This window comes from Neobacillus terrisolis, from assembly GCF_051233475.1.
Classification (GTDB): domain Bacteria; phylum Bacillota; class Bacilli; order Bacillales; family Cytobacillaceae; genus Bacillus_BU.
The window spans coordinates 76,899-101,132 of the sequence record NZ_JBKFGH010000024.1 but is presented as its reverse complement, the minus strand read 5'-3'; the positions used below and the strand labels follow the sequence as shown (position 1 = coordinate 101,132).

Here is a 24,234-nt window from a genome sequence, read left to right as displayed (position 1 = left end):
GTATTTGTTTTTTTCATCATTATTCAATTGCTCCAATATTTTTGGGAAGTAATAATGATGCTAAAAATCCAACGGTTAATACTCCTCCTAAAAAATACATCCCGGCAGTTGTCGATCCTGCAACTGACATCAAATTGCCTACAACATATGGTCCAATAAACGCACCTAGGCCCATTGCGGTTCCTATAACCCCCCGAGCTGGTCCATCTTGTTCCTGAATAAACAATAAAGAAGGAAGGGTATAGTAACTTGGCATATGCCCTAGCATGAAAAATGAAGTTAAACACATCATGGTAATACCTAAAATTAAATTTCCAGATAAAAAAGTACCCAAGACTAAAAAGAAACCAAGTAATAGTATTGGAATACCCGTTGTAAGTCTTCGATCCTTTACTTTAGTTGAGATGAAAGTCCAGACCCATAATCCAAGAAGAATGACGATACTTGGTAAAACAGCAATCCAGCCAATAACAGCCATATTGTCAATTCCTAGATTTTGAATCATCACCGGCATCCACATACTGAAACCGAACTGTCCAAAATTAACAGAAAATCCGATAATACACAAAATCCAAATGTATTTGTTTCTTAATAGCATTCTTGGAGGTAATTTATCACTTACATTATCAACGCCGCTTTTTTGTTTAACAAATTCTCGTTCTTCGTTAAGTGAGGTTACAATATAATTTCTTTCCTCTTTGCTAAGCCACTTAGCTGTATCCGGGCGCTCAGCAACGAAAATCATCCACAAAATAGCTGTCAGCATCCCCAAAATACCTAATATGATAAACAAAAAGCGCCAGTTCGTATATTCTATAATCGTTCCTGAAAGAGGTCCGGTACAGATGCCGGCTACAGACACTGCGGTAAAAAAGATAGAGGTAGCTTTTGCTCTTTCACCGTTCTTATCAGGAAACCAAAATGTTATTAGTGTAACGACAGCAGGAGATAAAGCACCCTCAAATACCCCAAGGAAAAACCTAACAGCTAGCAGTTGCCACGCATTTTGTACAAATCCAGTTAACAGTGAGCATATACTCCAAGCGATGATTGAAAAGGTGACAAAACTTTTCACTTTGCCTTTTGCAGCCAATTGTCCTGCTGTTACTTGTAAAAATAAAGCGCCTGCAGCAAAAATACCTGATGCAAGCCCAGCAATAGTAGCAGTCAGTCCGAGATCACAGATCATCCCACCTGGTAATGCAAAAGAAATAACGTGACGATCCATAAAGCCAAAGAAATTAACTAGAAAAAAAACTGGTAATAGATAATACCATCTAGCCTTGGGAATCTCTTTCCTTGTAGATTGATTCATTAGAGTTCCTCCTTGAAGATAAGCAAAAAAACTGTTTCTGGATACAAAGCGTCAGCAAACAAAAACACCTTATCTCTTGGTATAGGTTAATTACCAATAAGAAGAGGTGATCATTTCTAAATATAGCGAATATTGATTTAGTAAAGCAACAAGCTAAAGAGGTAAAAAATGACCGTTTATTGAAATGAAATAATTCCATAATTGGGTGATTATGTAATACTCCTGTTGATTAAACGTAAAAAAGATGACCTCTGTAAAGCACAGAAATCATCTTCATTGTATGTCAGAAGCCTTTTTTCAATTTATGCCTAATAATAACTACTCGGTCTTTAAAATGATGATATCTACTCTTCGATTAGCCGCGCGATGGGCACTTGTATCATTCGAAAATACGGGCTTTTGTTCACCGAATCCGGCAAATTGCAGTTTGCTGGAAGGGATGCCCTGTTGCTCAAAAAAGTATAGAACAGAAAGAGCTCGTGCCGCAGACAATTCCCAATTGGATTGGAATTGAGCTCCGGTAATCGGTACGTTATCGGTATGGCCCTCAATGCTGATTGGATTTTGAACCTGTTTAATTAAGTCCAATAACCCCGCCAAGATCGTTAACGAATCTCCTTTTAACTCGGCACTGCCTGATTCAAACAGGATTACGTCTTTTAAAGAAAGCTTAATCCCTTTTGGCTCATCCTTTAACGTAATGACGTTCTCCAAACCACGTTCTTTAATGTACTTGTCTATTTCAAGATATAAACCTTGTAATTTTTTTGCTTCCTCACTATTTTCTTCCTGTTTATCTTCTTTTTCGTCATTACCTTTTTTAGGAATGATCACTTCTTGTTTAATCGAGCTATTTCCTTGCCCGCTTAAGGCATTGTTCATCGAAATCATGATTTGTTGGTATTTTTCCATGCTGAGATTGCTGGAGGCAAATAGAACGATAAACAAAGCAAGTAGTAATGTTAAAAGGTCAGCGTAGGGAATGAGCCAGCTTTCGTCAATATGTTCTTCGTGATCATGCTGCTTCCGCTTCTTCACTTGTTTTTTCCTCCTGCTTTAGGCGTGCTCTTGAAGGTAAATAAACCGATAATTTTCTTTCAATGACTTTAGGAGACAAACCATCTTGAATCGCCAGGAGCCCTTCAATCATCATGATTTTAACATCCTGTTCTTTTTTAGAAATCCGTTTTAATTTATTCGAAATCGGATGCCAAAGAACATAACCAGAGAAAATACCTAAAAGGGTCGCGATAAAGGCGGCGGCGATCGAATGTCCTAATTTATCCATATCTTGTAAATTTCCTAATGCTGCAACCAGTCCAACAACCGCGCCCAATACGCCGAGGGTCGGTGCGTACATTCCTGCCTGACTGAACAACAAACTGCCGACCTTGTGCCGTTCTGAAGTTGCCTCTAATTCATCCAGCAGAATTTCCTCCATTTGATCGCGGTCACTTCCGTCGACAATCATCTCCAGTCCATTTTTTAAAAATGGATCTTCAATCGAATCGGCTATTTCTTCTAAAGCCAATACTCCTTCCGTTCTAGCGACGATCGACCATTCTACAATTGTTGCGATTACTTCTTTTTCAGTAGGGAGCTTTGGTTCAAATAAAGCGATTTTTAATAAAATGGGAAATTTCTTGATCTCACTGAGCGGAAACGCAACAAATAATGCAGATAACGTTCCTCCGAAAATAATTAAAAAAGCAGCGGGATTGGCCAGTGCCTCAACTGAAACCCCTTTTAACAACATTCCTAATCCAATAAACACAAATGCAAGTATAAGACCGATAATGGTAGTCATTAAAATCTCCTTTTCTTTTTATCTTTATAATTTTATAATTTCATTGTATTTAAAGACCCATTTTTCGACAATCATATATTGGTGCTTGAAAGGAGCATGAACATGAAGGTAGGTCAGGGAATTAGTGTCACTAAGGAGAAATTGTTTACCCCAAAGGAAGTAAAAACAACTGATTCATCCTCTTTTCAAAAAATTTTATTAGAAAAACAAACAGATTCCGTAAAAGAACATTTAGATGCCCTTTTGGAAGAGATAACGAAACAAGGTGAAAGGCTCGTACGTTCTCGTACGTTAAAAGATCTTCATACATATAAGCAAAAAATTAAGACTTTTTTACAAGAAGTTGTCAAAAATGGACTCTCTTTAGAATTATCGACATCTTTTTCCTCAATGACTAGCAAAGAACGGTCGTTATTAATAATTAAGGAGATTGATACTAATTTATTGGAGCTTTCCGAGGAGATTTTGGAAAAAGAAAGCAACAATATTAGTTTGCTAGATAAGATGGGGGAAATTAGGGGTCTGCTACTCGATCTGTATTTATAATTCTCCTTTCTAGCAATAATAGCGGCGAGGGAGTTAAAAGATGAAAAAACTTAAGAAATCTTTATTGATCAGTGCTATTTTATCTGTTTTGGTTTTGGGTGGAATGTTTTACTTCCAAAATAAGAATGAAGCTTTGGCGAAATCAGATGGAGTGACTCTCGAAGAGCTTGCAGAACAAACAATTGAGACAAAACAAATCAGCACGAATTTAAACTCGGACCATTTAATCCAGGTTAAGTTTTCGATTGAGATGGATTCTAAGAAAACAAAGAAGCAGTCAGAAAAAGTCGTCCCGATTATCGAAAGCGATATTATTAAGCTCCTTTCTAAATCGACAAAGGAAGAATTTAAAGATATTGAATCCTTTGAGAAAAAAATAAAGGAAACGTTGAATGAACGATTTGATCAAGGTCAGGTTGTCAATGTTTACACGACTGAATTACTTATTCAATAGGCTCTGTTGATTTCCGCTCCAGGCGCTCGCTTTCCGCGGGGGAGTCCGGAAGCCTCCTCGGCGCCTTAGCGCCTGTGGGGTCTTCCGCGACACCTTCTCCCGCAGGAGTCTCGCGCCTGCAGCGAAGATCAACAATGAGCATTAACAGCCATTTAATAAAGGAGAATAACTATCATGCTTAGAGGGATAGACTCAGCGGCTTCAGGAATGTTGGCTTTGCAAAGACGACAGGAAGCTTTATCTAATAATTTAGCAAACGTGGAAACACCGGGTTATAAAAAAGTAGATACTACGATGAGAGCATTTCCTGAATTTCTTCTGCAAAGAGTCAATGATTTAAACGAAAGTGCAAATACAGTTCCAAAAGGATATTCGTGGATTGGCTCGATGCAGCAGGGAGTTTACGCACAAGAAAATATTTCTAGTTTTATCCAGGGTGATCTCGTTACAACCAATAATCCGCTTGATGTCGCAATTGATGATCGGAATATACCGATGCAAGCTGAAGGGAAACCGAGTGTTTTTTTCGCGGTGGCCAATCAAAATGGAGAAATTCGCTACACTCGTAACGGAAGATTTACAGTGGATGATGCCGGGCAACTGCGGACGATGGATGGATCCTTTGTTTTAAACAATCTCGGTCAACCTTTCAAAGCTCATTCAGAGCTTGCCTCCGGTAACATTGCGATTACCGCTTCAGGTGAGATTGTTCTATCACCGGATGACCCTGCCAAGCGGGAAGTACTCGACACGATTGGAACCGTCTTGATTGATAATCCCAATAACTTGATCAAAGAAGGCAATGGATTATTCAAGCTTGACGGGCAAACGCCCCCGATCGAAAATCAACTGCCAGCGGGTGTTCAGCTACATCACAAAATGATTGAAAAATCGAATGTTGATGGGGCGATGACAATGACCAATATGATGGAGAATGTGCGATTATATGAGGCTAATCAAAAAGTGCTCCAGGCCTATGACCGTTCTCTCGAATTGTTAAACTCAATCGGAAGATTATAAAAGGAGATTCATACATGAGCAGCTCTCTTTATATTGCAGCTAGTGGCTTAAATACGTATCAAAAAAAGTTAGATACGATTTCAAATAATATTGCCAATGTCGATACGACTGGATACAAACGAAGAGAAACTTCTTTTGAAGAAAATTTAGCGATTTCTATCGAAAATCAAAAGGCAAGGCAACAAGAGATTGGAAGAGGAACCCCCTTTGGTATCCGCGAGGGATTTGGGGTCCATGTTAGTGGGAATCAATTGATATTAGATCAAGGGGTCCCAAAAGCTACCGATAATCCATTCGACCTCATGATTATGGGAAAAGGCTATTTCCGGGTTGGTAAGCAACAAGCAGGCGGAAATGAAGTCCTATATACAAGGGATGGAGCTTTCCAAAAAAGCCCGACAACCAATAACTCCTATCGATTAACCAATGCCCAGGGATACTTTTTGTTGGATCAAAACAATAACCCGATTGAAATACCAAATGGGTCTGATTTTATCGTAACGGAAAATGGGACGATTGGAGCAACAAACCAGCAACTTGGCGTCACAGATTTTATTAACCCACAAAAATTAAGCGGTGAAGGTGGAAATATGTATCGCTTTACTGGAAATGAAAATGAGCTCATCGTAATGAACACCTCAGAAGTCAAACAAGGATATTTAGAGTCATCCAATGTCGATTTAAGCAAAGAAGTGACCGACATGATCACAACACAGCGTGGGTTTCAGTTTAATTCACGGTCGATTTCGTTCGCCGATCAGATGATGGGAATTGCCAATGGCATTATCAGAAGCTAAGTCTTCTGGAAACAAGCATAAAAAAAGAGCCAATTGGCTCTTTTTAGCTTGTTAGATGATTACTTTTTCCCTGCTCTTATCCCAAAGGATTTTAAATAACCTTTGTTCAGTATCCTCATCTAGAGAAACAAACTCAATCCCATATTCAAACGTATCATTTTTTAACGGTTTTTTTCTTTTAATGACTCCATTTATTGAAAACACTTCTTCTAATTCAAAAATGACATTCACTTTATACAAGCCGACTAAGTCCTCGTAAGAAATGACTTTCATCCCGCTTGAGCTGATGTCACGGAGGAATCCGTCAAACGTAGGCTCAACAGACGCGGTTGGTCGAATCGTACATTCTTTATCAATAAAACTAAGGCGGAACGCTTTTCGCTTATTTTTTCGTTGCAGATGAAGTTTGCGTCTTTTCCTTGAAATCATGCGGAAAGAAAAAATACTAATGAATAATAAAAGAGCAATTAACGCAATGATGGCATAAGTAGTATTCAAGGTATCCACTCCTTGTAAGATATTGACATAAAAAACATATCATTAATCGTTCATTCTGGAAAGACCTTTACGCAAGGTCTAAACACTTCTCGAAAAAATGTCGATAATAAATAATAAATAACTTGGATTCGGTCAATTAGAAAGGGGAGAGCAATATGAAAATTAATGATGTAAATCGAATAAATGCCTATCAATCATATAAAAATCAAGTCAATCGAGCGAGTAATCCAGAACCGGTAAAAAAAGTTCAGCTTGATAAAATTGAATTTTCATCTACTGCACAAGAAAAATTACAGGTTGAAAAAGAGAAAAGAATTCAAGATTTGAAAAATCAAATCGAAAATGGGACATACAAAATTGACAGTGAAAAGATCGCCGAAAAATTAATGGCTGATTGGAAAAAAGGAACGGAACAATGAAATCACTTGATCAACTAAAAGCAATTCTTAAGGAAATGGTATCGGTTTATGATCACCTTTTAGCCGTCGGAAAAGAGAAGCAAGAGGCATTAATCAGTGGAGACAATGAGCGGCTGCTGTCTGTTTTTCCAAAGGAGTCAGCTTTGATTAAAGAAATTAGTTCTCTTGAAGAACGCAGGCAGGAAGAAACCCTTTCTTATCAATCGCTATCCCTTACCAAGATTATTGGGGATCGTTCTATTTTAAAAGAAAAAGAAGAGCTGATCTCCTATCAAAGTCAATTGAAGTTAAAGCTTAATGAACTTGAGACTCTGCATGCAACTAATAAGCAGCTCATTCATTCCGCTTTACTATATACCAATAGAATGCTGGAGCTGTTTGCACAGAGGCAAGAACAGCCGCTTACCTATTCGGCGAAAAATAACGTAAATAAAAAAGAAACGAATTATTCCAGGAGCTATTTTGATTTAAAAGCGTAAGCTCCATTTCACAGCTTGTACATAGCAACATAATTGGGAGGAACTCAAATGCGTTCTACATTTCATGGGATAGAAATTGGAAAACGAGCCATTTTTAATCAGCAAACTGCACTAAGTGTGACAGGTCATAATATCGCGAATGCGAATACGGTAGGTTACACTAGGCAAAACGCGGTGTCGGAAGCTACCAATCCTCTTTCTTACCCAGGTTTGAATGTAGGAAAAAGTCCAATGCAGATCGGTACCGGTGTTGAAACGAAAGAAATTATCCGAATGAGGGATTCCTTCTTGGATGGACAATTTCGTAGTCAAAACCAGCAGCTTGGCTATTGGAATATTAAGCATGATACCCTTTCAAAAATAGAGCAGACTTTAAACGAACCATCTGATAGCGGCTTGCAAACGTCGTTTGATCAGTTTTGGCAGTCTTGGGAGGATTTATCGAAAGAGCCTGACAGCATTGCAGCCCGGGCCGCAGTCCTTTCCAAGGGAATAGCATTAGCTGATAAATTTAATCAAATCTCTAATTCAATTGAAAATATAAGCGAGGATTTAAAAAACAATATTTCAACAAGAGTAGCAGAATTAAATAATACAACGAAGCAGATTAGTGAATTAAATCTGCAAATTGCTAGAATTGTAGCCACGGGAAATCAACCTAATGATTTAATGGATAAACGAGATGTGTTAATTGATCAAATCTCGAAGCTGGCCGATATTCAAGTCCAACCTGCTGAAAACGGAATGGTCAATATTCTAATTGGCAAGGAGACCTTAGTTCAGGGTAATCAAACATTCCCAGTTTCATATGATCAAGCTAATAACACGGTATTATTGGCCGGAAACAACATTTCACTGACATCAGGTGAAATAGCGGGAATGCAGGAAGCTTTAAATGAAGACATTCCTGCTTTTATGTCAAAAATTGATCAGCTTGTTGAGGTTTTTAGCAGGGAAGTTAATCAAATTCACGAAACTGCTTTGAATTTAGATGACATTCAAAATAGAAAAGCAGATCCAAATGCGACGATAGATGGTTTTTCATTTTTCGTCATCAAGGGTGAAACAGGATATCCAACAAAAGCCAGCGAGATTACCGTAAATCCTACTATCATGGCATCTTTAAATAAAATTGCAGCCGCTAAAGAGGCGAATGCAGGAGATGCACAAAACGCTAATTTAATTAACAATCTAAAGTTTAAAAATATAAACTTTTCTAATCAATCGACAACGATGAATAATTTTTATCGTTCCATTGTAGGCGAAACGGGAATCAAAACCCAAGAGGCAACCCAAATGGAAAATAACTTCGAAATACTCGTTCAACAGGCTGAAAATCAGCGCCAATCTGTTTCCGGTGTTTCGATTGATGAAGAAATGACGAATATGGTCAAGTTTCAGCAGTCCTATAATGCGGCTTCACGATATATTTCGGCAGTCGATGAAGTATTAGATAAATTAATAAACGGAACCGGAAGAGTCGGAATTTAAGAGCGGAGGTAAGCGGGTTGAGAATCACTCAAAACATGTTAAGCAACCAGGTAATCAAGAATATTCAGCAGAATTATCGATCGATGAGCAAGTACCAAGAGCAAATCGCTTCCGGTAAAGCGATTAATAAAGCATCTGACGATCCGGTTAAAGCGGTTCAAATTATGTCCCATCGCTCTGCCTTAACAGAAATTGAGCAATTTAAACGGAATACGGAAGACGGTTTAAATTGGCTGGAAAAAACAGATAATGCCCTCAATGAATTAACGCAGGTAATGCAAAGGGTACGAGAATTGACGGTTCAAGGCAGTAATGAGGTAAATAACCAAGATTCTTTAAACACGATTGCTACAGAAATTCGCGCTTTAAAGGACCAGATTGGCAATATTGCCAATGCGAGAATGGGAGACCGCTTTTTGTTTGCCGGTACCGATACGGATACGGCTCCCTTTTTGAATGGAGCTTTCGCAAGTACAAACACGAATGTTCTTTCATGGAATATTGGACAAGACCAATATATGAAAGTGAATATTAATGGTACCGATGTTTTTAATTTCAAGAGCGAAGATGCAAATTTGTTTGAAACTGTCGAGCAAATCGCGCTCGAGCTTGAAAATGGAAATAATCCAGAAAGATTTTTAAACCGTGTCGATAAACAGATGAATAATTTATTGGCACACCGCTCCATTGTGGGTTCAAATGTTAATCAATTGGAAATGGGTTTAAACCGCCTGCAAGAGACCGAGCTTAATACACAAAAACTGCTTTCTAAAACAGAGGATGTGGATTTAGCGAAGGTGATAACCGACTTTACAACACAGCAAACGATTCTCAATGCAGCCTTATCTTCAGGGGCAAAGGCGATTCAGCAAACACTCGTTGATTTTTTAAGATAAGGAACTAACATGTGTAGTCTCTCCCGACTCAGCATGAATCTCCGCCCCTTTTATATATAAGGGTGAACCAAGGGAAAGGAAACTGCCTTTGGTTCACCCTTTACAATTATAGCTTCCTCTACGAATTTCCTTTAATAGGAATCTCCTAAAAATAGGCTTATATATAATAGAAGAAAAGTTTTCTTAAACTAAAGGTTTTGTTAAAGACCGATGTTGATTTTAGAGCATTTTGTTGATTGGAGCGGAGGGCACTCGACTCCTGCGGGATATAGAGGTCACTGGAGACCCCACAGGCGCCAAAGCGCCGAGGAGGCTCCAGGAGCTCCCCGCGGAAAGCGAGTGCCCGGAGCGGAAATCAACAGACTAAATTAACAGAGTAAAACCACAAAGGACCAATGATGATCGGAGGGAATTCCATTGTCTAATAAATATACAGTCGATTTTGGAGTAATCATTATGAGCTCCATGATCTTTATTGGTTTAGGGTATTTTTTTTTAGAAGAAAAGGTGTTTTCTTCTATGGTTATTAGAGTAAATCCACCAATAGCAGAAGCGAAAGAAATCATTACGAATGAAATCGTGCACGAAATCAAGCTGGATGTACCTCTGTTGAATCAAAATGATCCCCCGCGGCTGTATAATGGCTGTGAGGTTACTAGTTTAGCAATGCTGTTAAATTTTAAAGGAATTCACGTTACAAAAAATGAATTGGCAGAAGCGATTGCAAGAGTTCCGTTACAATATCAAAATGGAGAATTCGGCAATCCCAATTTAGGCTTCGTCGGCAATATGGAAGAAGGGCCCGGCTTAGGTGTGTATCATCGTCCGATTTTTGAATTAGCCAAAACTTTCAGTGGCGACAGGGCGGAAGTGGCAGACCTCACCAACCTGCCGTTTGAGAGAATCCTTGAAGAGGTAGGCAAAGGGAACCCGGTCTGGGTGATTTCAACTACTACCTTGGCGCCGTTGGAGGATCTGCAAACATGGCAAACTCCGCAGGGCTTGGTTGATGTTACTTATAAAATGCATAGCGTTGTGATAACCGGATATGACAGAGAAACGATTTATATCAATAATCCGTATGGGATTAAAAATCAAAAGGTAGCTAGGGAAAGTTTCATAAGCGCGTGGGAACAAATGGGCAGTCAGGCTATTGTTGTTCGGTAATAGTTTTGGCCAGTGGGAACCTCCTATTGGCCACTTTTTGGGTTTGTTAGCTTTGTTTTGGCCAGTGGGAACCTCCTATTGGCCACTTTTGCGTTTTGTTAGCTTCATTTTGGCCAGTGGGAACTTCCTATTGGCCACTTTTTGTGTTTGATAGCTTCGTTTTGGCCAGTGGGAACCTCCTATTGGCCACTTTTTGGTTTTGATAGCTTCGTTTTGGCCAGTGGGAACCTCCTATTGGCCACTTTTTAGGTTTGTAAGCTTCGTTTTGGCCAGTGGGAACCTCCTACTGGCCACTTTTGGGGTTTGTAAGCTTCATTTTGGTCAGTGGGAACCTCCTACTGGCCACTTTTGGGATTTGTAAGCTTCATTTTGGCCAGTGGAAACCTCCTACTGGCCACTTTTGCGTTTTTCCAGCTCCGTTTTGGCCAATTATGGACCTATTCTACATGTCCGTCTTCTAGTATATATTCACATGTGACCACTTTGGCGATTTTTCCCTTCTATTTTGGTCACATGACCACTTCAAATGACCAACTTTAACAATTTTGGCCGGACGACGAGCCCGCGGAAAGGGAGCACCTCTCTCTGCAATCAACAGCCCAGCTCAATTTAAAACAGCCTAATAGAAAAATAAGCAAATGTTTCCGGATACATCAAGCGTTCTGGGTACATTTGCCTATTTTATTTTTATTTTTTCACAAAAACATTCAACAGCCCCTCGTCACTGTAAAACAAAGTGTCGTTAATTAATATTAGCAAGACAAAAAATAAAAATATAAAGCAACTGGGAGGAAAAGAAGTAATGAGAATTAATCACAATATTTCAGCTCTTAATGCGTTTAATCAACTTAGTTCAAACTCAAATGCAGCAGCAAAAAACCTAGAAAAATTATCTTCAGGTCTTCGAATCAACCGTGCAGCAGATGATGCAACTGGTCTTGCAATCTCTGAAAAAATGAGAGCGCAAATCCGTGGCTTGGATCAAGCACAGCGCAATGCGCAAGACGGGATTTCGTTAATCCAAACTGCTGAAGGTGCAATGAACGAAACACACAGCATTCTTCAACGTGTTCGTGAGCTTTCAAACCAAGCAGCAAACGGAACATCAACTACACAAGACAAAGAAAACATCCAAACAGAAGTAAACCAATTAATCGGTGAAATCGACCGTATTGCTTCTGATACAGAATTTAACAGCTTTAAAATCTTAAACGGTGATATTTCTAAAACTGCGAAATTCGCTCAATCAACAGGCGGTTCCGTTGATAATGTAGTAGCTTCTGCAACAGCTGCTGCTGGAACAACAACAGTTACAACATCTGGCCCACTTGCTAGTGCTACTGCAGCAATGTGGCAAACAGGAACATTAATGGATCACAGTGGCGCAGCTGCACCAGTAACGGGTGGAACGAAGATGACTGATCTTGGTGACGGAATTTCAAACTATGGTTTGCAGGTTGGCGACGAAATCACTCTATCTGCTGTTGTTGGTGGTGAAGTAAAAACTTCTGTGTATGTTGTTACCGCAGAAAGCACGCTAGACGACTTTATGTCTTCTGTTAAAAACACATTAGGTGCAGCTGACGTATCGATGAGTGCAGCACCAGGAGATTTCACTTCTCTTGGAACAGGTGCTGAGGGTCTAGATGGATCAGCTTCCGTTGCTAATGCAATGGTCATTTCAGGTCAATCAGGAGCTGCCAATGATATTAGCGCATTAACGATTAATGCAAAATCTTCAGAGGGAATCGACCGTTCTTCTTTTAACACTGAAATGAACGGTGGTCTAAATGGTGGACTAGAACAACTTCAAGTTGCCGGAAATGCAAATGACTTCATCGCACAAGTTGATATCAATGGAGACGCTGCTGCTGGAACTGGAGATGGCAGAATTGCTGTTCGTTCCAACTCTGTTGTGGAAGTTTCAAATTTACAATTGTCATTTAAAGATACGATCGCAGCTGCTTCTACTTCAACAATTACAGTAGGATCTTCTAACAATACGGTATCAATCCATGTAGGTGCGAACGCTGGACAAACATTGGAAATTGGCATTAATGCGATGGATTCAGTAGCTTTAGGGCTTAAGAAAGACGGCGTAAACATTTCACTAATGAGTGAAGTTAGTGCTGAAGACGCATTAAAGGTGTTAGATGGTGCAATTGGTAAAGTATCCTCTGAGCGTTCTAAATTAGGGGCAATCCAAAACCGTTTAGAGCACACGATCAACAGCCTTGGTACTTCATCTGAAAACTTAACAGCAGCAGAATCTAGATTAAGAGACGTTGACATGGCGAAAGAAATGATGCAATTCACGAAGAATAATATCCTTTCTCAGGCTGCACAATCGATGCTTGCGCAAGCTAATCAACAGCCTCAAGGTGTATTACAGTTACTTCGTGGTTAATAGCCTAACACTCTAATTACTCTATTTACTCAAATGAAAAAGAAGTCTCTTAGAAAAAGGGACTTCTTTTTACCCTGTATTTTGGGGAAAGGAGTGATGTGGAACTTTGATTTCCTTAGAAAGTGAAAAAGGGCAAATTACGGGAAACTGTAAGACGCAAAGCTGCGGGACTAACCTTTCTAGTATGTCAGCCGGGCTGCCACAATAGAGTGCCTTTTTCGCAAATGCTTTTCACATTTTAATAGGAGGAAAAGGTATGCGATTAATAAGGAAAAAATTAGCTATTTTTGTTTTAGCCATCCTGTTTTTGCAGTTAGTATTACCGATTACTTCGGCATTTGCTGCAAGTAATCTAACAGCACCGCTCAATTTACGTTACTATCCAGATGGAGTAGATAATGTATTGTTGAGATGGGATGCGGTGACCGGTGCGACAAACTACCGGGTTTATGAAATTAAGGACGAAGAAAAAGTTTTATTATTCCAAGTAACCAATAATTATAAGTATTTAACAAGTGTTACTGAAGGAACTCATACCTATGCGGTAACTGCCGTTAATAGTACCGGAGAGTCTCCTCTTTCAGCTTATTTACCCGTTGTGATTAAATATCCTGTTATGCAATCACCTAGTGGATTGACTTCAACAATCACAAATGGCAATGACGTTACATTAAAGTGGAATGCAACAGAATTTGCAACAGGTTACAAGATTTATGAAGTTAAAAATGGTATAAGGGAATTATTAACTACAACCACGAAAACTGGTCAATATTATGCTAATGTTTCAGAAGGTGATCGTGTTTATGAAGTCACTTCTTACAATACCCAATTCGGAGAATCAGCGCCAAGCTCTGTTGCTGTAAACATTGTTTTTCCGGAAATGGCTGCTCCAGCCGGCTTAAATGCCTATATTAATGATATTAATAATGTGTTGTTAAGATGGCAGGCGGTATCTTTTGCTGAATCATATAAAGTGTATCAGCTTGTTAATGGTGAAAGAACATTAGTTGCAACAACAACGGAGTTAAAGCAATACATTTCTGGCTTACCTGCTGGTGAAAATGTTTTTGAGGTGACTGCTTATAATGCCCGTTACGGGGAGACAACAGTAGGAAGTAAAACGGCAGTTAATGTCGTTTATCCAGTCATCAATGCACCTGAACAAATTTATCCGTATTTTTATAACGGAAATGACTTGTTATTAATGTGGTCTGCTGCACCATATGCAGATCAATATAAATTGTATCTAGTTAAAGACGGTGAAAAGGAATTACTTACGACCACTTCAAACCGTTCTCATTATTTAAGTAATCTTCCAGAAGGCGATTATACATTTGAACTAGTTTCCGTTAGTGAACGGTTTGGTGAATCACCTGCAAAACCATTTACCGTTACGGTAGACTTTCCTCAAATGCAGGCACCTAAAATTTCTTTATTAATGGATACGAATAATAGTGGCTTGATTGGATGGTCGTCTGTACCGTATGCAACAGAATACGAGATTTACAAAATTGTAGATGGGGAACCGCAATTAATCACAACAACGGATAAAACCTCCTACTATGTTTCAAATTTAGAACAAGGCAATCATGAATATACTGTAATTGCTAAATCGGACCGTTTTGGTAAATCAGGCTATTCCAATATTGTCGTTGCGGAGGTTAAGCCGCTATTGGATGCACCAAAGCCAGCCGAACCAGCGGTAAACGGAAATGAAGTAACGCTTGCTTGGGAAGAAGTACCGGAAGCAAGCTTCTATAATGTTTATAAAGTAGTTGACGGTGAACGAATCCTAGTAGGAGGAGCATCTGATACAAGCTTTACCGTAAAAGAGGAAGAAGAAGGCTCTTATGTCTATGTTGTTGTTCCTGTTACAGCGGATGGAACAGAGTCGATTGCATACGCAGAAATCCCTGTTGAAATTGGTGCACCAACCCCTACGGATGTAACAGCACCAGTTACAGTAGCCGAACCGACTCTAGACTGGTCAAATTCTGATGTTGCTGTAACGCTTAATGCAACAGACGACTTAAGCGGCGTAAAGAGCACTTTTTATGCTGTTGATAATGGAGAGTTTGTGGAAGGAACCGAATTGCTTATAAGCGAAGCTGGTATTCATACCGTCTCTTTCTATAGCGTCGATAATGCTGGAAACGTTGAAGGAGTTAATACAGTTCAAGTTAAAATCGATAAGGAAGCACCAATCACAACGATTGATACAGCTGACTATTGGTATAACACAAATGTCAATGTGAAATTAACTGCAGTCGATCAGCTTTCTGGTGTGAAGGCAACTTACTATTCCGTTGATGGTGGAGAATTTGTTAAAGGCACAGATTTTGCACTGAACGAAGAAGGGGTTCATACCATTCAATTCTATAGTATTGATAATGCTGGTAATTTTGAGGAAGCTAAGACTGTTGAGGTAAAAGTGGACAACCATGCACCAGTCACATCTGCTAATACAAATGTAGATTGGTATAACCACGATGTCCTTGTTGAGTTAACAGCAGTCGACGACCTTTCTGGTGTTTATACAACCTATTATTCTGTGAATGGTTCTGAATTAAAAGAAGGAACCAGCTTCATCGTTGATCAAGAAGGAGTAAACACTGTTACCTTCTATAGTGTCGACTATGCCGGCAATATTGAAGGCGAGAAGACGATTGAGGTAAAAGTGGACAAAACTGCTCCAACTACAGCAAGCAATGTAGAGGATAAATGGTATTCAGATATAGTTAATGTAGAACTATCCTCCAGTGATGAATTAAGTGGAGTAAAATCGACCTATTATTCTATTAATGGCTCTGAATTCACCGAAGGAACGACCTTCACTCTGGAAGCAGAAGGTGTTCATAACATTACATTCTACAGTATCGATAATGCTGGAAATGTTGAGGAAGCAAAACAAATTACTGTAAAAATAGATAAAACCGCTCCAACCATCAGCGCAAGCATCGACAGCCAATATTCTTTAGGAACGGTTCTAGACTTAAACTATGAAGGAGTAGATAGTTTATCAGGAATTAAAGAAACCTTTGTCGAAGTGAACGGTGTTTTAAACACTACTGGAAAGGTTAGCTTTGATAAACCTGGAGAATATGTTATTAAAATAACAGCAATCGATCAAGCTGGTTTAGTGACGGTTGTAGAAAAAACAGTATCTACTTTCATTCAGGCAACAATTGAAGTTTTACCAAAGGTAATCAACGGGAATAAAGGCGAATTTATGGTACAAGTAATATTACCAAAAGGTCTAACTTTCTCAAATGTTGACTTATCAAAGGTTACTTTAAATAATATCCCAGCTCTTAAAGGCACAAAAGGCTTAGAAAACCAAGCTAAAAAAGGTCAATTCAAATTCAACCGAGAAGATTTTGTTTGGGATGAAAGTGAAGAGCTTTTAGAATTACGTGTGGTAATGGATGGCCAAGTTGTGGTAGGAAGTAAAACAGTCAAAGTCATTAAGTAATATTCGTTAAGGAACTCTGCTCCTTAAAAAAAAGAGGATGTCCCAAAAGCATAAGCTTTGGGACACCCTCTTATAGTTATATTAGGAAATAAATGAATGGAAGTAATTATTTACACCTTTTACCCAATGATTATTTAAACCGGTTGGGTCGTTGCCGGCGCCAATTGGTGCGTATTTTGCGCCAATTTTTGCAATCGTATCTTTTCCTTGACTCAAGTAATTTTCTCTTAAGTTTCGGGCCATATCATAGATACTTTCTTCAACCGAGTGATATTGCTTTAAACCGTTTTTGCCCATCATTCCGGCAATATTAAGCTTTTCAACAGCAGCTCTCGATTTTCCGTTCCCGGTTTCGTGGATCGCGATTGAAGCAAGCAGGTTCGGGTTAATATTATATTTTCTTCCTGCTTTGATAAAATGTTCACCCATACTGCTTAATTTACCTTTTAGCGTTGAATTTAACTTGCTTAATGAGACGTCTGAGTAATCCAAACTCGTTTTGGTACTTGAAATATTAGTATCCTTTATGTTTTGGAGAATGGGAGATGGAAGGCTAAAGAAATTGCCTTCTAAAGTTTCAGGCTGTTTCATAGTAAGGTTCGCTTGATCACCAAGAAATACTTGCATCATTGTTTCAAACATTTCTCCTTGTGGGAGTGGATTGGTTTCATTATTCTTCAGGCTGAGACTTTTGGAGATGGACAGCAAAGCCATATTTTTAAACCAATCTGTATTAATTGGACTGAAGCTCATGATTTATTCCCCTATAAAAAGTATTTTGAATGTGTTTCAATCTATTATTTTATAACGACAAAAAATGAAGATGGGTTTAATAGTTTACATTTTTTTGGCCGAGTAGCGTTTGTTATTTTATAAAAACTACCTTCCGCTTGAAAGGAGAGCAATTTGTGATTCAATTAGCTTCTATGATGCCCACAAGTCCTAAAATATTGGAAAATAACAGCAACAACAATTCTCTCGAAAATAATGCTTCTGCATCATTTATGGACCTGTTTAATGAGCTTATGCAAGAAAATGAGCAGCAGGGAGAACAAGAAAATGATCTTATGTTTTTAGTCAATTTATTGATAGAAAAAACAATCGATCAAAGTAACACCCCGGTTAAATTAGTAGGCTCAGAGCCTAGTGATGAAAACAAGCAGGAGGCAGCTGACAAAGTAAGTACGTTAATGAGCTCGATTCTCGAAGCTGTCGACGACCCGAATGGGCTAGTCAATAAAAGGCTTGTTGAAAAATTAAAACAGCTACTGGAGTCAAATAACACTATAGAGAATACAACAGTGGAAAAGTTCGCCAAACTGTTTTCAGAAGAGGTTTCGAAAAGTGGCAAACAGGATTTTCAAACGATCCAATCCTATCGAAAATCTGTTAAAGAGCAAATTGAAAATATTCGATCAGGAAATAACAAAGCAATATTTTCACCAATGATTGAGCAAAAATTGGACATGAATAAAGACGGTAAAGAGGTAGTGTTTCAGTCTCTTAACCGAGTCAACCAGAACATTTTTACCGGAAGTAATCCAAACCATGATAACAATCAAACAGCGAAGGTTCCAGCCGAAAACTTTGCTGCTGAAGTAATGAAGTTAATCGAGAATAAAGCCCAACTTACAAAGGCTAATGATTTGATACAAGCCAGGTTTTCCCTTACGCCTGAACAACTCGGCGACATTGATGTGAAAATTACCATCCATAAGGGTCAGGTGCTTGCACAATTTATTGCTGATACCGCAATCGGGAAGGATGCCCTGGAATCACAAGTATCCTTATTGCGAACTTCTTTGCAGCAGCAAGGCTTTCAGGTTGATAAAATAGAGATTTCTCAAAACAGTCAAATGCTTCAGCATTCTTTTTCTCAACAAGAGGAAAGGTCGCGACAGGAACAATCCCAACAGCGCTTTTCCAAAAAGAAGAATAATCAAGAAGAATTTTATCAAAGTCATGCCGTTATCGATGATCTAAAAAATAAAGGTGTGGAAAGCACACTCAACTTACTTGCTTAAAAGGAGGAACAGTCATTTTGACCACAATTGATTCTTCTAGAATAACAACAAGCACAAGTACAACCAGTCAAACAACCCAAAAGAACAATGAATTAGGGAAAGATGTTTTTCTGAAAATCTTAACCACCCAATTAAGAAATCAAGACCCGACCAACCCGATGGACGACAGGGAATTTATTACGCAAATGGCTCAGTTCAGCATGCTCGAACAAATATCTAATTTAAACCAAGGATTTACTAATTTTGCCAATAACCAAAAAGAAGACATCAGCCAATATTCTAATATGATTAACAAAGAAGTATCGTGGGTTAACAGTGAGACGGGCCAAACAGAAACAGGAGTCATTAAAGGTATTGTAAAAAAGGATAATCAGTTTTATTATCAAATTAACGAAGCTGAGATTCCTGTAGGCGATATTATATCCGCAAAAGAAATGTAATTATAAAAACTAACATCAATCAGGAGGTCATATAAATGCTTCGTTCATTAAACTCAAGTGTGTCTGGTATGAAAGGGTTCCAAAATAAATTAGATGTTATCGGTAATAATATCGCCAACGTCAATACAGTTGGCTTTAAAAAGAGCCGGATTATGTTCCAGGACGTGTTAAGCCAAACTGTCCGAAGCAGCTCAAACCCGGTCCCAGGTGGGGCTGGTGCGATCGGTTCAGGTGGAACAAACCCTGTGCAAATTGGTTTAGGTGTAAAAACGGCTTCAATTGATACGTTGCACACTCCAGGAAGTCCAACAACCACTAACCTTGCCTCAGATTTATATATTGATGGAAATGGATTTTTCGTGGTTCAAAACGATAATGGAGCTAAATACCTTACGAGAGCAGGAAACTTCGACCGTGATGGTGCGGGGAACTTAGTGAATCCTCAAGGTTATAAAGTATTGGATGCCAACCGTAATCCAATCGTTATTGATTCTGATGCTTATGTCGCTTATACAATCGATTTCAATGGGGTTATCAAAGGGATTGCAGCAAACGGCACCTCCACAGAAATTGCCACGCTTGGAACTGTTGTGGTATCCAATCCGGGCGGATTAAAGAAAGTGGGCGGTTCACTGTATGAAATTACAGGAAATTCCGACACGGAAACAAATATTGATAACTTGATTAAACGCCGAACCGATAATAATGCAGGTCAAATTGTCTCCGGGCAGCTAGAAATGTCCAATGTTGACCTTTCAGAAGAAATAACCGAAATGATTATTGCACAGCGCGGTTTTCAGGCAAACTCAAAAGTAATCACGGTTTCCGATTCGATTTTAGAGGAGTTAGTGAACTTAAAACGATAATAGTTAAACAAATGAGGGGAAGTATTTAAGCTTTCCCTTTGTATCTTTTTGTGGTGGTGAGTGAGAAAGTTGAAATCAAGAATCGTACAAAATAATAGTGACATTAAAGTATATGATTTTAAAAAAGCACTTCGTTTATCTATGGAGCAGGTCCGAGTTTTAACGAGAATTCATGATAATTTTGCTTATCAGCTTGCTTCGTCTATTTCTACTCAGCTCAGAACAATTGTTGAAGTGGAAGTAGCTTCTGTTAATCAAATGTTATACGAAGAATTCATTAAACAATTACCGGCGTTTACGATTTTAAACGTGTTCGAGACCTCTGAAAAAGGCCGAATGATCATGGAATTGAAGTCTGAAATGGCTTTTGCCATTATGAATCGCCTCCTTGGCGGCAGTGAAATGCCGGCTTATCCTGAAGATAAAACAACTTTAACTCAAATTGAAAAAAATATTCTTCACAAGCTGTTTGAGGGATTTGTCGTCAATTTAAAGAAATCCTGGAAGGACCTAATGAATTTAAATTTAGAAGTGATTGAGATTGAAACTAATCCTCAATTTTTACAGGTCGCGATTCCAAATGAAACGGTAATTGTTATTGCTTTTAATATTAAAATCGGCGATATGTCGGAGCTCATGCATATTTGCATTCCTTATATTATTTTAGAACCGTTTCTGCCTAGATTATCATCCTATCAATTATTCTCCACCCGTAATAAAACGAAAAGCAAGGAAGAAACCAGTGTCCTAAAGAACAAAATTGAAGAACTGAAAATCCCTTTAAGCGTGGAATTAGGACGGGCGAAAGTATCGATTGAAGAATTTTTATCGTTAAATGTTGGCGATGTGATCCAGCTCGACCAATTATCGGACGAACCGTTAAAGGCCATGGTCGGAAGGGAAGTCAAGTTCCTTGTCAAACCGGGAATAAAGAAAACTCGCCTTGCAGCTGAAATCGAAACTGTTTTAGAAAAAGAGGGAAAAAAAGATGAGTAATGACGCGAAAATTTCTAAAGAAGAATTAGAAGCGCTCCTTGGGGAAAGCGAGCAGGAAACGAAGCCCTTTTTATTTGCCGATTTAGAAGAAGAGTCTTCTAAAAGTGGACTGGAGGATTCGGTCAATTTAAACCTGCTAATGGATATATCGTTAGAAATCGTGGTTGAATTGGGAAGAACAAAGAAAAAAATTAATGAGATTTTAGATCTGTCACAAGGGTCGATTATCGAGTTAGATCGTGTTTCCGGCGAACCAGTTGATTTATTAATTAACGGAAAAATAGTCGCCAAAGGAGAAGTTGTTGTTATTGACGAATATTTCGGCATAAGAATAACGGAAATTTTAACTAAAACGGTAAATTAATATTAGAAGAATGGGTGCTCCAAGTCCAATGGCTGTGGGAACACCCATTTTTTGTTGATGTAACTAGAACTAAACGCTTTAAAGAAAATGCCGTTATTCTCTATTAGACAATTTTACAAGCAGTTCGGAGGAATAAATGATGATTTCTAATGATCTTCGTTTTTCTGGATTAGTATCAGGAATGGATACTGAGACACTTGTTTCGAAATTAATGGACGCGGAAAAACTACAATTAAATAAAGTTTTGCAAAATAAAACAAGAACGCAATGGAAAATGGATGCGTATCGTGACATCAATACGAAATTTTTAGATTTACGCTCTTCGATGCAGGATCTGAGACTTGAATCAACCTTTAAACGGAGTAAATTGTCTTCGTCTGATACAAGTTTAGTAGACGTATCATTAAAAGGGACTCCATCCAGAGAAGAGTATGTTATTTCCTATGCCAAGCCATACCAAGCGGGAACGCCTGCCTCAGTTAAATTTGCTGCTGCAGGTGTAAGCAGTGATTCCGCTCAGTTTGGTACTGGGAAGGGATTTAGTTTTACCTTGAATAATGAAACGGTTGAACTTACCAGCAGCGATACAATGAAAAGTTCGATTTCAAAGATTAACGCTCTTTCGGACAAGACTGGGGTAACGGCAAGCTATTCAAGTGGTGACAATGCGATTATTTTCACTTCTAAAGACCCGATGACTAATATAAATATTGCTAATCTTTCCAATAGCAGCAATGTATTAAACATCGCAGCAGGTATGGTCAGTGAAACACAAAATGACTTCCCGTCAGGTAATGCGACTGGTGCAATTGGAAGCTCATCAACCAAATCGGTAGATGGTGAGGTAACCATTAACGGGGTTAGCATAACGATTAAAAGTAATAACTTTACCTATGATGGAATCGCCTTTAATTTAAAATCAGCCATTCCAACGGGCAGTACTCTGACCGTTACGAAAAAAGCTGATGTGGATTCTATCTTTGATGGAATTAAAAGCTTTGTAGATAAATATAACGAGACGATTAAAACGTTGCACGAGACAATAGATCAAAAGCGCTACCGAGATTTCAACCCCCTTTTAGATGAGCAAAAAAAGGAAATGAGCGAAAAAGAAATCGAACAGTGGGAAGAAAAGGCGAAAAGCGGCCTCCTGCAAAATGACCGGAACATTGCTGGAGCAATGGATAAAATGAGAAGTGCACTAAGCGCAAAAGTAAGCGATAAAGACTCAGCAACAATAAATAGTAACTTTGATACATTAGCTGAAATTGGTATTACAACGAGTACGAATTATCGAGATAATGGCAAGCTGGTTATTGATGAAGCCAAGTTAAAAGAGGCGCTCGAAAATAATATTGAAGATGTATCCCGTTTATTTTCAAAGAAATATGAGACAAGCAATGTTGAGAATGATACAGTGAATAGCTCCGAGGAATTTCAATTTAGTGGTGTTGCTTGGAGGCTATATGACCAAATCAATGAAACGATCAAACAAATAACAAAAACGGCAGGTATTACGAGTGATTCAACCTTGTCTAAAGCTTTAAAAGGCTTGGATGATCAAATTGACTCTTGGGAGAAGAGGCTCGAAAAAAAGGAATCGTATTATTGGAAGCAGTTCACGGAAATGGAGAAAGCGATCCAAAAGGCTAATACGCAAAGTGGATGGCTAATGCAGCAATTTGGTGGGGGAATGTAATCTTGTTTAAGAGGAAAGAAGAATTATTAAGAGAGTACTACCACCTTTCTTTACTATTAAATGAAATGAACCCACAATCGATTGATCCTATTCAACGGCTTTTAGATGAACGAGAACAATGCATTACAGAAGTAAACAGACTGGATCGGGTTTATGGAAGAATGATTATGAATCCAGTTATTAAAGAGCAGTTAATAAAAATTATCAAAGTAGACAGGGCGATAAAAGAAAAATTACAAGCAATGAGGCAATCTGTTCTTGCTGAATACTCAGCTGTTAAAAAAGAGCAAACGATAAAGCATCATTATGGAGAGCCCTCAGTCGTAAATAGCGGCTTCTTCTATGACAAAAGAAAATAAGGCGAAGGATTGAAAACAATGTCATTGAAAAACCCTTATCAGGCTTATGAAAATAATCAAGTATTATTGGCCAAAGGTGAAGAACTGACGCTCCTTTTATATAAAGGTGCAATCAAGTTTATTGAACAAGCCAAAATGGCCTTGGAAAAAAATGATTTTACAAGAGCGAATAATCGGATCAGCAGAGCGCAAAACATTATCAGTGAATTAATGGTAACGCTAAAAATGGACATTGAAATTTCTCAATCATTGATATTACTATATGACTATATGAAACGAAGATTAATTGAAGCGAATTTAAAAAAGGATCCGCTTATTTTAACGGAAGTTCAAGAGATGCTCTACGAAATACAAGACACTTGGGCAGAGGCAATGAAGCTAGCAAAACCTTCTTAACGTGAACATTTTGTTAAGAAGGATTTTTTTTGCTTTTTTTCATTGTTATATTTGGAATATCATTGTAATATTATTTTAATAGACAATATTCGATAATAATCGATAATTTATGTCCGTAATTTTGCGATTTTTTTAAAACAATAATTAGTACATTACAATCCGATAAAGGCAAACCTGGGGAAATCCAGCGACGCAAAGCTACAGGGGCTAAGGTCACCAATTATGGGTGATGATGCCAGCCAGCTACCGAAGAGAAGAGTACCTTTATTAACTATTCTTCGGAATAGTTTTTTTTTGTCCAAAATTCCTTTATAAAGAACGA

General features: G+C 38.5%; 24 protein-coding genes and 2 riboswitches. Of the genes, 19 read left to right on the top strand and 5 right to left on the bottom strand.

Translation table 11 applies throughout. The features are described 5' to 3' along the window. Positions 1-19: 19 nt before the first annotated feature. The 3 genes from ACI48O_RS15600 to motA form a co-directional block, all read right to left on the bottom strand. A complete protein-coding gene (locus tag ACI48O_RS15600; protein WP_435562758.1) occupies positions 20-1,315 on the bottom strand; it encodes an MFS transporter in 1,296 nt (431 codons plus the stop codon). A gap of 318 nt (positions 1,316-1,633) precedes the next feature. Next, positions 1,634-2,353: a flagellar motor protein MotB gene (locus tag ACI48O_RS15595; RefSeq protein WP_435562757.1), complete on the bottom strand. Its 720-nt coding sequence runs from the start codon at positions 2,351-2,353 to the stop codon at positions 1,634-1,636. Then, positions 2,331-3,128: a flagellar motor stator protein MotA gene (gene motA, locus ACI48O_RS15590; protein ID WP_435562796.1), complete on the bottom strand. Its 798-nt coding sequence runs from the start codon at positions 3,126-3,128 to the stop codon at positions 2,331-2,333. The genes ACI48O_RS15595 and motA overlap by 23 nt, the downstream gene beginning before the upstream one ends. 96 nt (positions 3,129-3,224) lie before the next feature. On the opposite strand from motA, the gene ACI48O_RS15585 reads away from it, so the two are divergent. From ACI48O_RS15585 to ACI48O_RS15570, 4 genes are all read left to right on the top strand, one after another. Beyond that, positions 3,225-3,668, top strand: a complete 444-nt coding sequence (locus tag ACI48O_RS15585; protein ID WP_435562756.1) for a YaaR family protein — start codon at positions 3,225-3,227, stop codon at positions 3,666-3,668. A gap of 40 nt (positions 3,669-3,708) precedes the next feature. Further along, the gene (locus tag ACI48O_RS15580; RefSeq protein WP_435562755.1) at positions 3,709-4,122 is read left to right on the top strand and encodes a flagellar basal body-associated FliL family protein; all 414 of its coding nucleotides are present in this window, start codon (positions 3,709-3,711) and stop codon (positions 4,120-4,122) included. Positions 4,123-4,296: 174 nt separating this feature from the next. Beyond that, positions 4,297-5,142, top strand: a complete 846-nt coding sequence (locus ACI48O_RS15575; protein ID WP_435562754.1) for a flagellar hook-basal body protein — start codon at positions 4,297-4,299, stop codon at positions 5,140-5,142. Positions 5,143-5,156: 14 nt separating this feature from the next. Further along, a complete protein-coding gene (locus tag ACI48O_RS15570; RefSeq protein ID WP_435562753.1) occupies positions 5,157-5,939 on the top strand; it encodes a flagellar hook-basal body protein in 783 nt (260 codons plus the stop codon). 51 nt (positions 5,940-5,990) lie between these two features. On the opposite strand, the gene ACI48O_RS15565 is transcribed toward ACI48O_RS15570, so the two are convergent. Next, positions 5,991-6,437: a PilZ domain-containing protein gene (locus tag ACI48O_RS15565; protein WP_435562752.1), complete on the bottom strand. Its 447-nt coding sequence runs from the start codon at positions 6,435-6,437 to the stop codon at positions 5,991-5,993. 155 nt (positions 6,438-6,592) lie between these two features. Here ACI48O_RS15565 and flgM point away from each other — a divergent pair, with 155 nt between their 5' ends. The 7 genes from flgM to ACI48O_RS15530 all read left to right on the top strand — a co-directional run bounded on the left by flgM (position 6,593) and on the right by ACI48O_RS15530 (position 16,768). Next, positions 6,593-6,856 (top strand): flagellar biosynthesis anti-sigma factor FlgM, encoded by a 264-nt coding sequence (gene flgM / locus ACI48O_RS15560; protein ID WP_435562751.1) that lies wholly within the window; start codon positions 6,593-6,595, stop codon positions 6,854-6,856. After that, on the top strand, positions 6,853-7,335 hold the full coding sequence (locus ACI48O_RS15555; RefSeq protein WP_435562750.1) for a flagellar protein FlgN: 483 nt from the start codon (positions 6,853-6,855) through the stop codon (positions 7,333-7,335). The genes flgM and ACI48O_RS15555 overlap by 4 nt, the downstream gene beginning before the upstream one ends. A 48-nt stretch (positions 7,336-7,383) precedes the next feature. Beyond that, positions 7,384-8,826, top strand: a complete 1,443-nt coding sequence (flgK, locus tag ACI48O_RS15550; protein WP_435562749.1) for a flagellar hook-associated protein FlgK — start codon at positions 7,384-7,386, stop codon at positions 8,824-8,826. A 17-nt stretch (positions 8,827-8,843) separates the two neighbouring features. Further along, positions 8,844-9,722 carry a flagellar hook-associated protein FlgL gene (gene flgL / locus ACI48O_RS15545; RefSeq protein ID WP_435562748.1) on the top strand — a complete coding sequence of 293 codons (879 nt, stop codon included), beginning with the start codon at positions 8,844-8,846 and terminating at the stop codon, positions 9,720-9,722. 519 nt (positions 9,723-10,241) lie between these two features. After that, positions 10,242-10,889 carry a C39 family peptidase gene (locus ACI48O_RS15540; RefSeq protein ID WP_435562795.1) on the top strand — a complete coding sequence of 216 codons (648 nt, stop codon included), beginning with the start codon at positions 10,242-10,244 and terminating at the stop codon, positions 10,887-10,889. Positions 10,890-11,691: 802 nt separating this feature from the next. After that, complete coding sequence (locus ACI48O_RS15535; protein ID WP_435562747.1) at positions 11,692-13,296, top strand: flagellin N-terminal helical domain-containing protein; 1,605 nt, start codon at positions 11,692-11,694, stop codon at positions 13,294-13,296. Between the two features lie 121 nt (positions 13,297-13,417). Next, positions 13,418-13,500: riboswitch (cyclic di-GMP riboswitch) on the top strand. A gap of 52 nt (positions 13,501-13,552) precedes the next feature. Further along, entirely contained in the window at positions 13,553-16,768 is a 3,216-nt protein-coding gene (locus ACI48O_RS15530) for an OmpL47-type beta-barrel domain-containing protein (protein ID WP_435562746.1), read from the top strand. An 81-nt stretch (positions 16,769-16,849) separates the two neighbouring features. Here ACI48O_RS15530 and ACI48O_RS15525 read toward each other — a convergent pair whose 3' ends face one another. Then, complete coding sequence (locus tag ACI48O_RS15525; RefSeq protein WP_435562745.1) at positions 16,850-17,521, bottom strand: glucosaminidase domain-containing protein; 672 nt, start codon at positions 17,519-17,521, stop codon at positions 16,850-16,852. A gap of 155 nt (positions 17,522-17,676) precedes the next feature. Here ACI48O_RS15525 and ACI48O_RS15520 point away from each other — a divergent pair, with 155 nt between their 5' ends. The 8 genes from ACI48O_RS15520 (at position 17,677) to fliS (ending at position 23,912) form a co-directional block, all read left to right on the top strand. After that, positions 17,677-18,792 (top strand): flagellar hook-length control protein FliK, encoded by a 1,116-nt coding sequence (locus tag ACI48O_RS15520; RefSeq protein ID WP_435562744.1) that lies wholly within the window; start codon positions 17,677-17,679, stop codon positions 18,790-18,792. Positions 18,793-18,809: 17 nt separating this feature from the next. Beyond that, complete coding sequence (flgD, locus tag ACI48O_RS15515; RefSeq protein WP_435562743.1) at positions 18,810-19,232, top strand: flagellar hook assembly protein FlgD; 423 nt, start codon at positions 18,810-18,812, stop codon at positions 19,230-19,232. A gap of 35 nt (positions 19,233-19,267) precedes the next feature. Next, on the top strand, positions 19,268-20,098 hold the full coding sequence (locus tag ACI48O_RS15510; protein ID WP_435562742.1) for a flagellar hook-basal body complex protein: 831 nt from the start codon (positions 19,268-19,270) through the stop codon (positions 20,096-20,098). A gap of 60 nt (positions 20,099-20,158) precedes the next feature. Continuing rightward, positions 20,159-21,094, top strand: coding sequence for a flagellar motor switch protein FliM (fliM, locus tag ACI48O_RS15505; RefSeq protein ID WP_435562741.1), 936 nt, complete (start codon positions 20,159-20,161; stop codon positions 21,092-21,094). Continuing rightward, entirely contained in the window at positions 21,087-21,458 is a 372-nt protein-coding gene (gene fliN, locus ACI48O_RS15500) for a flagellar motor switch protein FliN (protein WP_435562740.1), read from the top strand. Before fliM ends, fliN begins: the two co-directional genes overlap by 8 nt. A gap of 136 nt (positions 21,459-21,594) precedes the next feature. After that, positions 21,595-23,157 (top strand): flagellar filament capping protein FliD, encoded by a 1,563-nt coding sequence (gene fliD, locus ACI48O_RS15495; protein ID WP_435562739.1) that lies wholly within the window; start codon positions 21,595-21,597, stop codon positions 23,155-23,157. A gap of 2 nt (positions 23,158-23,159) precedes the next feature. Then, positions 23,160-23,516, top strand: coding sequence for a hypothetical protein (locus ACI48O_RS15490; RefSeq protein WP_435562738.1), 357 nt, complete (start codon positions 23,160-23,162; stop codon positions 23,514-23,516). Positions 23,517-23,534: 18 nt separating this feature from the next. Beyond that, entirely contained in the window at positions 23,535-23,912 is a 378-nt protein-coding gene (gene fliS / locus ACI48O_RS15485; protein WP_435562737.1) for a flagellar export chaperone FliS, read from the top strand. A gap of 157 nt (positions 23,913-24,069) precedes the next feature. After that, positions 24,070-24,163: riboswitch (cyclic di-GMP riboswitch) on the top strand. Positions 24,164-24,234 lie beyond the last annotated feature (71 nt).